Here is a 15,996-nt window from a genome sequence, read left to right as displayed (position 1 = left end):
TCTATCCTACGCTAACCTTTATCTTCGTCGCTTGCTTATCTACAATATAGTAGCTTTCTTGTGGTCCTAAATTCGACTCTCGAAGAGGCTTGTTGCTGGCGGTGACGATTGTCTGGTCACTTAATTTCATACTCAAAACAGCTTGACCAACGGTCTTGACCGCTTTTGATACACTATCCAATTGCCTACTCAAGCTCATATCACTAAAGACAAGAACTCCGTAGCCAACCTTATGACCTTTTTCTAAAATCTCTACCAAGAGTTTTTGATGTTCCCCGTCAAGCTGACCAACCCATTCTGGCAATTGATAGAGGAATATGCTTAGATCGTGACCTGTTTCTTCACTCTGCATGCGCTCTTGGATCCGTTTATCCAAAGCTTCAATCATCTCATGCATAGCTTCTACACTGGTCAATACGGTTACTCCTGACTCAACCTTTAGCGAATGCAATTCTGGTGCAAAAACAAGCATAGACTTTTGAGCTTCTTGATGAACTGCGATTAGTTCCTGCATCATGCCTGACACCTGCTCTGCTTGGTCACCTAATGTCAGAAGTGGTCCTTTGTTAATCTTCCAACTCACAGCCTCCACCGTTTCCAGATCCAATCCAAGTGGAATCTGACCTGAGGCAATGGCTTTCTGGACGCTTGAGCGACTGAGGAAGTCCTCGCGAGTCAGCTCTTCTGGCACCATTGGGATAGCTTCTGGAACCTGACCCGTCCAAGCAGCCTTCTGACGACTCACTTCCTCACGCATCTGATCCACCAGCTCTATGTCGTGTTCCACACGAAGGGGAAGTGCCAACTGGAGGCTATAAACTTCCTCTCCCTTATAGAGAGCCCGTCCCTTAATATCTTCAATATCCGTAAGACCAGTAGACCCGACCACACTGCGGACTTCTGTCTTATCGTGTTGCTTCAAGGTCAACTGGTGCTTGAAGTTAGAGTAGAAAGTCGCACGAAGGTTAGCCTGACGACTAGCCGTCACCACAAGGTGAAGACCAATGGCCTGACCCTCACGAGAAATGCGGGTCAAGAGTTTGAGTAATTCTGCCTCAAAACTCTCATCCTTCATAGACTCAAAGCTATCCAAGGCAATGACAATACGTGGCTCCACCTGTCCTGTCAACTGACGGTACATGGACAAGGTACCCACACGATGTTCCGTAAGCAATTTCTTGCGACGGTTGATTTCCTTCTCCAAAAGACGGATAAACTTACCAATCTTCTCTCCCTGATCCAAGAGGAAGACATCCGCCACATGTGGTAAATCCCCCATTGGAACCAGACCACTGGTCCCAAAGTCCATCAGATAGAGATGGAGTTCAGATGGGCTATAGTGACGTGCTAAATCCAAGACCGTAGTCTGTAAGAAGGTAGTCTTACCGGTCGCTGGAGCCCCATACATAAGCAAATGACCATCCTGAGATAGGTTGATAGACAGTGGTTCTTGGGCCTGCTGGCTCGGTTTATCCAAGAGACCTAGAAGAACCTCTAACTCCTCATTGACTCCCGACCAAGTTAACTCAGCCTCATCTCGTAAATCTTCCACAAACAAACGTGAAGGTAGCGGAGGCAACCATGGTTGCGGCAGGGACTGGATGGACAAGCGCTCTGTCAAGGCTTTCAGCTTACTTACGATGGCTTGAAGCTCACTCGGAACCTCCTTGATGGACTCAGCCCGATCCAGACCTGACAAGTCTTCGTTAAGAATCTCATATTGACCGATGTCATTGATGGCATAGATGGTATGGTCCTCAATCCCCTGCTCATCCTTATCTGGCTGGTAATCAGCCCCAGACCAGGCAGACTGGAAGAGTTCATACACTTCATTGTTTCCGACCTGCAGATAGCCACGACCCACTTGGGTAATCTCAGCCGCATCTGGCGTCTTAAGCATCTCCATGGAGTCACTCCGATCCGCCACCTTGAGTGCCAGCTTGAAGCGAGAGTTGGACCAGATCTGGTCATCCACCACACCAGATGGCTTCTGAGTGGCTAGGATTAGGTGAATACCCAAACTCCGACCGATACGAGCGGTTGAGACCAGCTCCTTCATAAAGTCAGGTTGGTTGGTCTTGAGCTCCGCAAACTCATCGGAGATCAAGAAGAGATGAGGCATGGGCTCACTCACCTCACCCAGCTTGTACTTCTTCTGGTATTGATTGATATGGTTGACATCATGGGTCGCAAAGAGACGTTGACGGCGCTTCAGCTCCGCATTGATGGACACCAAGGCACGCATGGACTGGGCGCCATCCAAGTTGGTGATGGTCCCAAGTAAGTGAGGCAGGTCCTTGAAGAGATTGGCCATGCCCCCGCCCTTATAGTCGATGAGGAGGAAGGCCACATCATGCGGATGGAAAATAGCAGAGCTACTAAACTTAGTTATGAAGAGATAAGATGCAAAGCCTCCTACCTTTGTCAGCAATCAGTCCCCGCTTTAGACCAAGTCTATCTTTGCTTCGTATGTATCAAGGAAGAATATTACCTTTCTATTATACAAAAAAATCCAGACAAGGTAATCCTGTCTGGATAAAAATAGCTTGAGAAAAAAGCAATATCAGTTAATTTACTACCTTACCTTTTGGAATTTCTGGATGATTCTCTCTCCATTCTGCAAATGCTTCCTGCAATCTTTCTTCATTATCGGATTCATACCCTTTGAAAATGACCTTTTTAATGTTTTCTTGATTAAAATAGACGATTTGTTCTGGATCTAATCCTAGAATCTGACTGATACCTGCATAATCAAAATATACTTCATGACCATCTAGTTTTAGAATCGGTTGTCTTGAAACAATCATGACTTCAAGCTTCCCTCCATTCAGATATACGACTGTCCCCATAGGTAAAAGTTTAGTTAGCTCCATTACTATCTCCTTTATTTTTTATTCTTATTTCAAATTGGTGCATATTTACCAAATCTCTTGTATCCAGTCCCATGTAAAAAAAATATACAATCAGGCATTCCACTGATAAACCAACTAATCGCATCTGAAAAAATAATGAAATAATAAAAATTGGTAATATCAGGATACATAACGATAGGTAATATTTTATTTCTTGAAACATACTACCAATACCCCTTTCCACTTGGCATATAACGAAGCGGAGTAGCTCCTCTTACATCTCCAATTCTTTCGAGTTTTCCGCCCTTTCTTGTGATAAATTGTTTAAAGCGAAAATCTCTAAATTTAGATAATAACATCACAAAAACAATGATCGTTAATAGAAGAACACTCACATTATATAGAGCCTGCATCCAACTAAAGGGTGTGTTGGAAGAGCCAAGCAAATACTCACTTGGAATAAGTCTTGTTACAATTGCCCCACCTACGATTCCAAAAAAAGTCGCAGATACATGCTTTTTTTTCTCATTATGTGGATTCAGAATATAATCTTCTAACGGAATAGTACAACGATAAAGATTCCAGTACCTTCGCGATGACAACCCTAGATGCCTACGCATCACATATTCTTCACCATCAGGTGTTACCAGTAGATACCAACCTCTTATTACAGATTTCCTCTCCAACGATAGACTATGGATAGAAGCAGAAATGTTAGTAGTATCATTTTTCATTCAAATTACTTATCTCCCTTCTTAATCAAATGGATTGACGAAACTAAGAGTATCAGAGGTAGCGTTACATAGGTTATTTAAACATACACTCTTTGCGGTTTATTACTCGAGCTCTTCCTCCATTATTATTTCAAATTCAATCATCCGATTGTCTAGTTTTATCCATACACCTCTATAAAAAATCATGATAAACCATAATGCCAAAAAAATTAATAACAAACGTAACTGTACAATATAACAAAGAACAAGAAGAGGAAGTACAAATAATACGAACGCTAATATATAGCCTACAATTTTCAAATTACCAAAACTCCCTTCCATTTGTTAGTACTTTTAATGCTGTCTTTGACTTTATTTTTCCTATCAAAACTAGAGAGCCAAGTTTTCGCTCCAACCTCATCTTTCGAATGACCGAGGTAACAAAAAAACTAACTGCGGTTACTAAAACTAGTGTCCCTATACTTTTTATACCAATTATGACATCACCAGTGTTATTGATATCGCCAAAAAATAAATTACTTGGAACTATTTGATTGATTATCGCTCCAATTGCAATACCAAGTCCAATGCCCCAGCCTTGATATTTAGAAGATTGTGACAAACGTTCATAGTCCTCTCCACTAATCAGATATTCTTTCAATGAACGATTACTTCTATATACTTTTCGATACCAGTTAGAGGAAAGACTAAAATTTCTTCTAACTAAATACTCTTTGCCATCATCTTCAATAATCAGAAACCAGCCTTTAACTGCTCTTTTTCCATCAAGAGAAAAGTTATATACTTTTCCTTTAATATTTTTTATCAAATTACCCCCTACCGTAATTTTCAATCATAGGTGATTGCTTGCTCATCTTTTTCATCCATTATTTCAAATTCTATATCACGCTGTGGATTCCTAATGATTATCCTGTCAAAATAAAGGAACTTCCAAAACAAAACAGGGAATACGACAAACAACCTAAATTGAACAATAAAAGATAGAAGATAAAAAGGGAGAACCATGAGTAGAAATAAAACAATATGATAGAAGATAATCTTTGACTTTATCATTTCACCACAATTCCCTTCCATTTGCCATTAAAGTTAGATACTGATTCGATTTTATATAGCCTAGCTTATATAGTCTTCCTCCTTGTTTCTGAATATACCGTTCTACCTTCTTGAAGCGATATAAACTAGTCAGGAAAAAAGCAAGCATCGCTAAAACACTTAATATAGTTATATTATATACTCCTACCAAAACATTTATTGTAAGGTTGGATTCGCCAAAAATTAATTCCATAGGAACAACCATTCGCAGTAATGGAGCTATCGCAATTCCTATCCCGGCTCCTAAAAATGACCTATTCTTTATTTCAACGCTATCAAGAATGGCAATTGGAGCCATACTAGTTCCTGTTTTATAGACTTCTTGCAAACCATACCAGGGCAATCTGAAATTACGTCTAACCAAAAACTCTTCTCCATTTTTAGCAATTAAGAGATACCATCCTTTTACAGGTTTCTTCCCATCAAGAGAGAAATTGTGGGCTTTACCAATCATTTTCTTAACCATACTTTCTCCTCCTAATCAAATGGATTGACGAAACTAAAAGTATCAGAGGCTACGTCACATAGGTTGTTCCAGCCATCTACAACAGCTTCGCCTACATTATCTTCAAATTCTTTAACTTCAGGAAATTCTTCTCTTAGCCAGTCATTTGCCATGTTTACACCTATACCAATAGCAATTCCCCAACCAATTGGAGTAGATACGCCCGCTACCGCCAATCCACCTATTATAGCAGTAGTAACCAAACCAGTTGTAATCTCCTTACCCCAAGCTTCTTCCGCAGTATCGCCTGAAGCCATATTGATGCCTGCTCCAACCAGAACTCCCGGGCCAAACGATACTGCTTCGCCGATAACAGCGTTGACAATCCCTGCTCTCGCTGAATATTTTGCAACCGACTCTGCACTTTCTCTAACAATAGTCTCATGGGTTGCTCCAGGGATTTTGCCAATAATATCACCTGCACTATTAGTTATTGCATAGCGATTGCTGTAAATATACTGTGCATTTTGTAGCGCTGATTCTACACCTATATTAATAAAAGACTCTTCGATCGTTTCACCTAAGAATTTAGAATATATCCTTCCTGTAGCTTCATCCACAGCTAAGCCAGCTAGGGCAGGAACTCCATAATCTTGAATAAACTCATTCAGAGGATATGCTTTCTGTAACTGCTTCGGCAAAGGAACATTTGGATGCTCTTTTACATATTTCCCAACCATAAGCAACTCTTCCTCAGTCAAAGCCTCGTCCTTCTCCACCCTCTTCGCAAGGTCTTGATAGGCACGTTCAACTTCAACTGATGTGATATACTCTTCCTGCGACTTCTGATCCAACTTCCTGAAATCCGCAGGGCTGGAAGTATCTCTCATCCGCTTCACACGGTCGTTCCACTTCTGATTGACCTCTGAAACCCACACTGGACTTAGACCGCTTGGAAAACTTCCTGAAAAGTTACTCATGTCACTGCCAACTTGGGAAATCCCTTGACTAAGCTGCGTTTTTAGGTCTCCTATACCCGAAAAGAAACCGCTCGACCGCCCATCAAAGGCATACAGGGCTTGAAGTTGGCGTCGAACCTTGTTCTTACGGTCTATAACCTGGTTGAGCTGACGCATCATGGAATGGGCATGCCACTCATAATCGGGATAGTCACGAGCCATCTCCAAAGCTCGATCAATCGACCGATCCAGACGCATGCCAACCGACTCTAAACGAGCTAACTCTGCTTCTAAATCTTCCGAATCAAGACTTTTTCCTTCCAAGTATTCGGTAGCCCGATAGTCGGAAGGGAGGCGCTTAACCGCCTCGCTCAAAGATTCCTCGTAGAGAATCGCTGCTTTAAGCAGAGGCAAAAGAGTGCTCGCTGCATAGTCTTTGGCATTGTCATAAGCCTGACCAGATAGACCCTCTGCTCCTATAAAAGAGCCCAGAGCCTGCATAGCCGACTCATACGCTCCCACCCGAGAAGCCGATACTCGACCGATGGAAGTCGCCTGATTGTCCGAGCTAGGTAGATTCATCTTAACCATTCGGTTTCTCCTTTACTTTTTCTTCTGTTACTCGTGATTGACTGTAGTAATTCTGTTTCTCCCTATGCAGTCGATTGATACGTGCCTCTGTTTCCGTCATCTCTTTCTTGTACTGAGCTTGTAATTCACCAACTTCCTCCTCAAAAGCATGGTTGGTTCGTTCCATTTCAGCCGCAAGACCTTGATAAAAAGAGGCTAAGTCAGGTTCATTAGAAGTATGTTCTAAGTTTAAGAATATACCTCCCCATTATACCAAAAATCCAGACAAATTGAATCTGTCTGAATTTAAATACTTTACAACTTTACTAAATACAGTTCATTCAGACAATTATACCTGCTATATAAGAAAAGTTTGCAAGTATATTTGGACTATATTAATTATTCAAACGACCTTTCTTAATATCTTCTTTTTTTTCGTCCAACCATTTCAAATATAGATCAATAAAACGGTTTTCATCGTCATCTGAATATCCTTCAAAAACAACTTCATCAATATCTTCTGAATTACAATAATAGACTTGTTCTGGATTTAATCCTTCTGGATATATACCTAAACAGTAATCAAAAACAACTTCTTCTCCACGTTGTTCAACAACTGCTCCTCTGTTTAGTACAACCATTTTTTGATTGCCTTCTGCTAAATAAACGACACTTCCAACTGGTAATAAAGACATTAGTCTTCCTCCTCTAAAAAAATAAATTTATTCCGACTTAACACATCAAAAAGATTTAAAAATCTAATAAATAAAATGTTATAAGAAGCCACAAAACTATATACGATAACCAAATAATTCTTATTTAGTGCAAATATTAAACATAGAGGCAAACCAATTAGTATCATCATAGCCTCTCCCACAGGCCCTGTTCTGGCTTTTCGTTTCTTACTAACATATCTCAACTGAGGCTTTCGTTCAACCCTATAGCTTCTTTCTTCCGATAATCTAGGAAGTACTTTAGTCGTCTTATTCAACCAAAATGCAATAACAGACGCACCTAAAATGAATAGTAAGAAAATAACTTTCCAAGACTTTAGATAATCGTTACTATTGAGCCATTCAATCCTTAGGAGAGCTGTAATAACAGCCATAACTATTAAACCTGCCGCAGACCATAATTCAATAAATTGATGCTCAGGGGTCTGCCACCAAGGAAGAGGTTTGATAGCATATTGATCTTTACTATTCGTAATATCATAAATTGTGTACTGTCTATTATGCTTTGGAAAAAATCCTGAAAAATAATTGCGAATATCTCTTGGATTAGCATAATCAATAATGTAAAAGCGATTATGTAGCTCAATCACATAATATCTAAAGTTAAGCCATCCTACCAATTTTGCGACATACAATTGCTGTTTTTTTACCATTCAAATGCTCCTTTAAGTGAACCGATAGGATTGCTAAAGGCTTTTCCAATCGATTTGAAACCATCAGAAACTGCCTTTCCGCCTTTATTAAAAAGGTCACCGACACCATCAATAGCGTCTCTGACTGGTTTGATATTTTCATAAGCCGCCTTTAAACCAGCCGAAGCTACTACTCCAACCGCTAAACCTACAGCCAAAGTCCCAATGGCTGGCAAAGCAAGGGCGCTTCCAATGGCTCCAGCCACCATACCTGCCCCAGCAGCAACAGTTCCCCCAGTAATTCCATAACTGACTGCACGACCGGCATTTTTATATTTGCTATAGTGATCAGCTCCTTCCAGAAATGCACTGACACCAAAACCAAGTATTTTAGCACCATGTCCTATGATTTTACTCGTACCATTAGACATCCCCTTCAACTTGCCTGATAACCAAGATCTAGGCTTTATTGTATCTTTAACAAAGCGACCAAAGGCATCTCTAGGTTGTAATTTAGCACCAAAGACCCTCCCTAAGTTTTTCCCTTGTTTGATTGCCACTTCATTAGCATCATCTAACATCTTACCAAAAGTAGCCCAACCCCATTCGTACATATCAGTTAATTTGGAAATCAGCGTTTCTGGGATATCATCAAAACCATAGTAATACTCGTCCAAGGCCTCCACGACTTTTTTCGGTGGCTTAACATCAGGGTGACGTTTGGCATAAGCATTGATGACTGCAATATCTTCCTTAGTCAATGCTTCGCCCTTCTCCACTTTCTTCGCCAGGTCTTGATAGGCACGTTCGACATCAACCGATTTGATATACTCTTCCTGCGACTTCTGATCCAACTTCCTGAAATCCGCTGGGCTAGAAGTATCTCTCATCCGCTTCACACGGTCGTTCCATTTCTGATTGACCTTTGAAACCCATACCGGACTTAGACCGCTTGGAAAACTTCCTGAAAAGTTACTCATGTCACTGCCAACTTGGGAAATCCCTTGACTAAGCTGCGTTTCTAGGTCTCCTATACCCGAAAAGAAACTGCTCGACCGCTCATTAAAGGCATACAAGGCTTGAAGTTGGCGACGAACCTTGTTCTTACGGTCTATAACCTGGTTGAGCTGACGCATCATGGAATGGGCATGCCACTCATAATCGGGATAGTCACGAGCCATCGCTAAGGCATGATCAATCGACCGATCCAGACGCATGCCAACCGACTCTAAACGAGCTAACTCGGCTTCCAATACATCCGAATCAAGACTTTTCCCTTCCAGGTATTCGGTAGCACGATAATCGGAAGGGAGGCGCTTAACCGCCTCGCTCAAAGATTCCTCGTAGAGAATCGCTGCTTTAAGCAGAGGCAAAAGAGTGCTCGCCGCATAGTCTTTGGCATTATCATAAGCCTGACCAGATAGACCCTCTGCTCCTATAAAAGAGCCCAGAGCCTGCATTGCCGACTCATACGCTCCCATCCGAGAAGCCGATACTCGACCGATGGAAGTCGCCTGATTATCCGAGCTAGGTAGATTCATCTTAACCATTCGGTTTCTCCTTTACTTTTTCTTCACTGACTCTTGATTGACTGTAGTAATTCTGTTTCTCCCTATGCAGTCGATCAATACGTGCCTCTGTTTCCATCATCTCCTCCTTGTACTGAGCCTGTAAATCACCAACTCCCTCCTCAAAGGCATGGTTGGTTCGTTCCATTTCAGCCGCAAGGCCTTGATAAAAAGAGGCTATGTCAGGTTCACTGGACTCTTGCTCTAAGATTTTGATGGTAGAGACACCATCCTCATACTCAGATTGGAAGGAGACCAAACGCCCTGCTAATAGGCGACTATCCTCCTGAAGACGATCCAATTGTGCATAAGCAAGACCTTCTTCTGCTTGAATCGCTTCTATCGTACGTTGTTCTTCCATCACACACCACCTTTTCCTTAAGAACGAGAGGGACTAAATGGATCAAATCCGCTACTAGGAGTTTGTAGAGCTGAACCTAGTTCAGCCTCTATCGTTCCTGCCAAACGTGTGTCAACCGCCTCAAAGTTTGAAGCAATGGTCTGCACATTTGAGACAAAGGTTTTTAGCCGACCTGTTATTTGCAGGGCATATCGATGCTCTTGATCAATAAGCGGACCTGCTAAACGGTTCCCATCGATTGTAGAGATAGAATCTTTCGAACCCTTGCCTCCACTTTCTATACGATTGGCACTATCCATAATCATTTGTGCATAATGAGATGCACTCTGTAGATTGCTTTCAATAAGACCCATCCTACTCTCCTTTCTCTCTACTAATCTTAAGTTTTTGATACTGTTTGCGGCTGTGGATATAAACCTCATCTATATCGAGATAAGGTTCCCGAGAATTATAAGTCTTCTCCAAAAAGCTTTGATCAGAGATTCTCATGGCAAATAGCGTCCAAGGTGTCTTGGTACGGATAAGTTTAGGCATGGCATTAACACTTGTACCAAGATATGGATAATGTCCACCTATCATCAGATAAATGCCTACTTTATGAGCGGTTTCATAGATAACTGTCCACTGCTCAATAGTCAGCTTTGTCAATTCGACAAAACGCTCGAAATCCGTAATCATGATAATCCACGCTGTGTGTTCCCCACTAGCTTGGCGTTTTTCGATTTCCGCAATCATCTTAATAGCCATTTCAGCAATCAGATGCTCATCCCCCACATATGTAGAGAAGGTTGATTGATATTCTTCAAACTCTTGATGTACATCCAGTAACATTCTAAACTGACCACCTGCAAATCGGTTCATTCCCTTCATCAAATGAATGGTCAGGTTTTGTAAGGCTTCATTGTTATCCGACATGTAGGTCAGACTCTTCATCTCTTCAAGCTTCAAACCAACACTTTCCACATTCTCAAAGTCTAGTCCGATTGGTAGCTCACCACCTGCGACAGCTTCTTGCACGCATGCTAGACCCGCAAACTCTTCAAAGCTCAGACTCTCAGGCATGACTGGTATGCCTTCTGGTAGTGCACCCGTCCAAGAAGCAGCCATGGTTTTCGCCTCATCCTGTACAGCCTGCACCAGACCAAAGGAGTCCTTGGCATAGGCTGGAAGGGCTACTTGGAAGACCTCAACCTCATCCAAATGAACCAAACCTCGACCAGGAACCTCTTCCATCACATGTTGGTGACGACCGACAATGGTACGAGATTCGACATCATCCGTCAATTTCAATGCCAAACGTGTTTTCAGACTGGCTTGTAAACCTGGGCGAAGAGCCCCACTGCGACCCGCTGTGAGGATCAGATAGATTCCGAGGCTGGCTCCTTCACGTGCCAGAGTTTGTAAGAGAGTTTCCATTTCAGCTCCAAGGCTTGCCTCTTTCAAACCATCAAAATTATCCAAAACCAAGAAGAGAACAGGAAGCTCGTCTCCACTCGCCTGTCGATAGAGGGTGAGATTTGGGACGGCATAGCGACTAAAGGCCGCCTTGCGCTGAGCCAACTCGTCCTTAATCCGACGCATGAACTTGGTCAACTTCTCTGTATCCTCCGCCATCAATAGATCCGCAGTATGAGGCAGATCTCTCAACGGCAAGAGTCCGTTGGTACCGAAGTCCAAGAGATAGAAGTGTAGCTCCTCCGGTGTCAGTTGGCGTGCCAAGTCCATCACTAGGGTTTGAACAAAGGTCGATTTCCCCATACCCGGACTAGAGAAGAGGGCGATGTGTCCATCCTTTTCAAAGTCATGTTCCAAGACTTCTTGGCTCTGGCGACTTGGAATATCCACCATCCCCAAGCGTGCAACCAGACCACTTGCCTGTCCCCACAAGTCCTTAAAACCTTGTGGTCGGAGATCTTGCAGGAAGATTTCCTTAGAAAGCGGAGGCAACCATGGTTGCGGCAGGGCCTGGATGGACAGGCGCTCTGTCAAGGCTTTCAGCTTACTTACGATGGCTTGAAGCTCACTCGGAACCTCCTTGATGGACTCAGCCTGATCCAGACCCGACAGGTCTTCGTTGAGAATCTCATATTGACCGATGTCATTGATGGCATAGATGGTATGGTCCTCAATCCCCTGCTCATCCTTATCTGGCTGGTAATCAGCCCCAGACCAGGCAGACTGAAAGAGTTCATACACTTCATTGTTTCCGACCTGCAGATAGCCACGCCCCACCTGGGTAATCTCAGCCGCATCTGGCGTCTTAAGCATCTCCATGGAGTCACTCCGATCTGCCACCTTGAGTGCCAGCTTGAAGCGAGAGTTGGACCAGATCTGGTCATCCACCACACCAGATGGCTTCTGAGTGGCTAGGATTAGGTGAATACCCAAACTCCGACCGATACGAGCGGTTGAGACCAGCTCCTTCATAAAGTCAGGTTGGTTGGTCTTGAGCTCCGCAAACTCATCGGAGATCAAGAAGAGATGAGGCATGGGCTCACTCACCTCACCCAGCTTGTACTTCTTCTGATATTGATTGATATGGTTGACATCATGGGTCGCAAAGAGACGTTGACGGCGCTTCAGCTCCGCATTGATGGACACCAAGGCACGCATGGACTGGGCGCCATCCAAGTTGGTGATGGTCCCAAGTAAGTGAGGCAGGTCCTTGAAGAGGTTGGCCATGCCCCCACCCTTGTAGTCGATGAGGAGAAAAGCCACGTCATGCGGATGGAAATTGACCGCAAGGCTTAAGATATAAGACTGGATGACCTCTGACTTACCAGAACCCGTGGTCCCCGCCACCAAACCGTGCGGACCGTGAGCTTTTTCATGTAAGTTCAGATAGACAATATCCTCCTTGCCACGAAGACCCAGAGGCACCGCCAAACTCTTATAAGGCGCATGCTTTTCCCAACGACTGACAACACCCAAGTCCTCAAAGGTCTCAGCCCCGTACATCTCCATAAAGGTCACCGTTTCAGGGATAGAAGACTTGAGGTTCTGTAGGTGGTTAAGCGGAGCTAAGCGGCGCACCAAGGTCTCCTTATCATAGCCAACTGGGAAGTGGTCCAAGGCGAAGTCAATCTCACGCAACTGACCTTCCTCCATGACCAGCTGACCAGTGTTTCGATCCTTGATGTTAATGATGGTCTTGATATTCTCAGACAGAGAAGACAGCACATCCTGCACAAAGACCAGGCTACAGCCCAGCTCCGTCGGATCCTCTGTGAAGAACTCCATGATGACATGGTCCAAAATCAACTTCTCATCCGTCACCAAGACCACATAGTGAGGGCTGAAGAGGGTAGACTCCCGATTGGACTTGTCTTCCTTTTGAGCCCTGCGCAGTTTCAAAATCTGATTGAGCGAGTTGAGCACCTGATCATGGGTCCTCTGGTTATAGACGAAGCCACGCACATTCATGTCCTGCAGGGTCGCATGAGGCAAGAACCGCATCCAATCCCACTGCTCCTTCTCCTCCTCTGGCATGATGGTAATAAACTGCACATCATGATAGGAATGGAAAAGTGCTATTTGGTTGACCATGAGTTGGAGCTGCTCAATCACCAAGGCCCGCGGACCAATATAGCCGACAGGACCATGGGACAGATTGGCCACAATGGGCATATCTGAAATGGTCTTGTTTTGTTCATAGAGTTGAAAACCCTCCAACTCCAAGGGATCCCGCTTGCCCGACCGTTCTGTCTGAGCATAGGACAAGTCATAAGACACCGGAACCTCACCCAGACCCAAGCGATAATACAAGAAATCAAAATGAAGAGGCGTCTTCTCATAGATCCGATGGTGGTAGCTATCTGCCAGATCCACCAAGGTCTCAATAGCAGGATAATGGTAGAGCTGACCATCTTTCTGCGACTTGGTCAGACCAGCCAACTCCTTGGCCTTATCAGCCAGATAGTCATGATAGAGCCCCTCTCGGTCTCTCAGCTCTTTCTGATAATCCTTTCTCCCCTTTATATAGCCAGCAATGGACATCCCCAACGTCACAATCGACATGGCGATAGTCGCAAGCACGTAGAGACCACGAGGTTGGAAAATCATGATAACCAATGTAATCCCCACCATCATAAGAGGAGGCAAGATTAATTTCAACAAACTGTCAGACGGTTTTGAAGGTGCATTTGAAGGCGCATTGATAGCCACCCTGTCTTCTGAACTCCGATAGATAATCCGTGGAGAACGATGGTAGTCTGGATAATCCTCATAAAAAGCATAGCGCGATGCAGACTTACGAGCCAACTCATCACTAGCCTCTACAGGACCCGCAACCAGGACCTCATCTGCATAAAATTTGAAAAAAGTATCCTCAAAAGCAAGCTCGTCTCCAAGAGCCAGCTCCATTTCCCCTTTCTCCATCAAAAGGTTATTGATATAGATGGAGCCCGCCAAACGATAAAGCATCCATGACTGGTCACTGCGTTTGAGCAAGACATGGCAACTTGACCCTGCAAGGACAAAACTATTTCCCGCATGCTGGCCGATGGTCAATTCCTGCTTATCAAGAGGGTCTAGGATCACCTGCTCCGACGGAAGAAGATAGACCACGCCCCCCGCCAAAGACATACCAGATACAAGCTTTCCTTCCACTCCATCATAGCCATAGCAAACTTGTGCTTCATCTAACCAAATCGTCAAAGGAGTATCCAGTGAGGAGACAAAAACCTGTGCCTTTTCTGTGCCTTGAAAAAGAATCTTTTTCCCAGCAGACACATCCGCCACATAGCGAAAACCATCTTTATAAAAAACTACTGTCTCTGCCATTGCTTATTCCCCGCTCGAGCTTGATGGACTCGTTGATGATGACTCTGTAGAAGAGATTGAACTAGACGTCGAACTTGTACCTGTTTCCACCTGTGACCCATCTTCATTCAAAATCGTAGTTCGGGTATCCCAATACTTTTGATACTCCGCTTTCAACTCATCCAAGGTTGTTTCCCGCTCTTCTCCCGACAAAGTCGTATTTTCACGAACCTGTTCCATTTGCTGGTAAAGAGCATACAAAATCAAATCCGAATCATCCAAACGCTTGGCCAAATCCAAAGCTTCTTGACTATTCCCACGACCAATTTCAATCCAGTAGTCCAAGTATTGCTCATCTGATTTGAGCGTTACATTATTTAAGATAACAGAACGTTGTTCATTACTCAAATCAAACCCTTGGATGTAGGCATAGGCAAGAGTGTATTTTTGAGTGTAGGGAAGATTAGAAACCTCTACCCGCTCCAACTCACTAATCACCCCAGGATAGTCCACCTTGATGAAGGCCGTATCCGCATCCAGCATTTTTTCCTTGAAAGGATTGTGCATGAAAACTAGATAAATCAGCGGCAAGACCAATAATCCTGCCAGGGCAGAAAGCCAGATAGTCGCATAGCGATAGAGACGGTGCTTAGAGCGAGAAACCCTTGTCAAAGTCGCTTTCTCCTCCTCCAACTTATCCTGAAAATAGCCCTGCAAAAGTCCTTCCAAACTATCCATATCCTCTGCCTTGCGAACGGTATCTAAGAACTCTGGTACAGGAACCACATCCAGCGCACCATTGTAAAGATCCATAAAATCATGCTCTGTAAATAAGGCAAGGATATAAGATTTTAATTGCTTCAACAAATCCGCAGCATCCAAGGTCTGAGGCACCATCTTCTCCGGGATAGCCCGATAGGCTAGTTTGGCCCGACCATCCTTAGTAATAAAGACAGATGACGGATGCACGAAAAAGGTGATTGGCAATTTCAAAGCCTGCTTCAATTCTAAAACATTGAGAGAAAGTCGTAGTTTTTCAGAGACCTCTTTCTCCTTCATGTCCTCAAAGGTTTGCCCAAATGCATCCAGATGATAGGTGAAATGAACTGTATCTTCATCCACCGTCATTTCCTGTTGTAAAAATTGAGGGTGGTGCAGATCCAACAAGAGCAGGTCAGATAGCTCTTGCGTTGCCACATCAGACCGTTTTACATCAAGGTGCCACTCTTTATCACCCTTTAAAAAGACAAATTCCTGTCCACCAAAGACAAATGTTTCTTCTTTCACC

At 43.6% G+C, this 15,996-nt stretch carries 14 protein-coding genes; all 14 read right to left on the bottom strand.

Going from position 1 to position 15,996, the window contains the following annotated elements; translation table 11 throughout:
- Position 1: 1 nt before the first annotated feature.
- Positions 2-2,431, bottom strand: coding sequence for a type VII secretion protein EssC (gene essC / locus K5Q34_RS03855; RefSeq protein WP_221864551.1), 2,430 nt, complete (start codon positions 2,429-2,431; stop codon positions 2-4).
- 136 nt (positions 2,432-2,567) lie between these two features.
- Entirely contained in the window at positions 2,568-2,873 is a 306-nt protein-coding gene (locus tag K5Q34_RS03850) for a DUF4176 domain-containing protein (RefSeq protein WP_105095981.1), read from the bottom strand.
- 203 nt (positions 2,874-3,076) lie between these two features.
- A complete protein-coding gene (locus K5Q34_RS03845; RefSeq protein ID WP_221864550.1) occupies positions 3,077-3,586 on the bottom strand; it encodes a hypothetical protein in 510 nt (169 codons plus the stop codon).
- A 301-nt stretch (positions 3,587-3,887) separates the two neighbouring features.
- Positions 3,888-4,418 (bottom strand): hypothetical protein, encoded by a 531-nt coding sequence (locus K5Q34_RS03840; protein WP_205026852.1) that lies wholly within the window; start codon positions 4,416-4,418, stop codon positions 3,888-3,890.
- Positions 4,419-4,640: 222 nt separating this feature from the next.
- Positions 4,641-5,144, bottom strand: coding sequence for a hypothetical protein (locus K5Q34_RS03835; protein ID WP_202848490.1), 504 nt, complete (start codon positions 5,142-5,144; stop codon positions 4,641-4,643).
- Positions 5,145-5,155: 11 nt separating this feature from the next.
- Positions 5,156-6,673 carry a T7SS effector LXG polymorphic toxin gene (locus K5Q34_RS03830; protein ID WP_221864549.1) on the bottom strand — a complete coding sequence of 506 codons (1,518 nt, stop codon included), beginning with the start codon at positions 6,671-6,673 and terminating at the stop codon, positions 5,156-5,158.
- Complete coding sequence (locus K5Q34_RS03825; protein ID WP_205026849.1) at positions 6,666-6,839, bottom strand: hypothetical protein; 174 nt, start codon at positions 6,837-6,839, stop codon at positions 6,666-6,668. Before K5Q34_RS03825 ends, K5Q34_RS03830 begins: the two co-directional genes overlap by 8 nt.
- Before the next feature lie 208 nt (positions 6,840-7,047).
- Positions 7,048-7,347: a DUF4176 domain-containing protein gene (locus K5Q34_RS03820; protein WP_172030552.1), complete on the bottom strand. Its 300-nt coding sequence runs from the start codon at positions 7,345-7,347 to the stop codon at positions 7,048-7,050.
- Positions 7,347-8,039, bottom strand: a complete 693-nt coding sequence (locus K5Q34_RS11740; protein WP_239514699.1) for a hypothetical protein — start codon at positions 8,037-8,039, stop codon at positions 7,347-7,349. Before K5Q34_RS11740 ends, K5Q34_RS03820 begins: the two co-directional genes overlap by 1 nt.
- Positions 8,033-9,568: a T7SS effector LXG polymorphic toxin gene (locus K5Q34_RS03810; protein WP_205026848.1), complete on the bottom strand. Its 1,536-nt coding sequence runs from the start codon at positions 9,566-9,568 to the stop codon at positions 8,033-8,035. The genes K5Q34_RS11740 and K5Q34_RS03810 overlap by 7 nt, the downstream gene beginning before the upstream one ends.
- Complete coding sequence (locus tag K5Q34_RS03805; RefSeq protein WP_205026847.1) at positions 9,561-9,947, bottom strand: hypothetical protein; 387 nt, start codon at positions 9,945-9,947, stop codon at positions 9,561-9,563. Before K5Q34_RS03805 ends, K5Q34_RS03810 begins: the two co-directional genes overlap by 8 nt.
- 17 nt (positions 9,948-9,964) lie before the next feature.
- On the bottom strand, positions 9,965-10,300 hold the full coding sequence (locus K5Q34_RS03800; RefSeq protein WP_205026846.1) for a TIGR04197 family type VII secretion effector: 336 nt from the start codon (positions 10,298-10,300) through the stop codon (positions 9,965-9,967).
- Position 10,301: 1 nt separating this feature from the next.
- A complete protein-coding gene (gene essC / locus K5Q34_RS03795; protein WP_221864548.1) occupies positions 10,302-14,729 on the bottom strand; it encodes a type VII secretion protein EssC in 4,428 nt (1,475 codons plus the stop codon).
- A 3-nt stretch (positions 14,730-14,732) separates the two neighbouring features.
- Positions 14,733-15,995 (bottom strand): type VII secretion protein EssB, encoded by a 1,263-nt coding sequence (gene essB / locus K5Q34_RS03790; protein ID WP_221864547.1) that lies wholly within the window; start codon positions 15,993-15,995, stop codon positions 14,733-14,735.
- Position 15,996: the final 1 nt, after the last annotated feature.

This window comes from Streptococcus sp. 2018110, assembly GCF_019754115.1.
Lineage (GTDB): Bacteria > Bacillota > Bacilli > Lactobacillales > Streptococcaceae > Streptococcus > Streptococcus hashimotonensis.
This window is presented reverse-complemented; position numbering and strand designations above follow the sequence as displayed.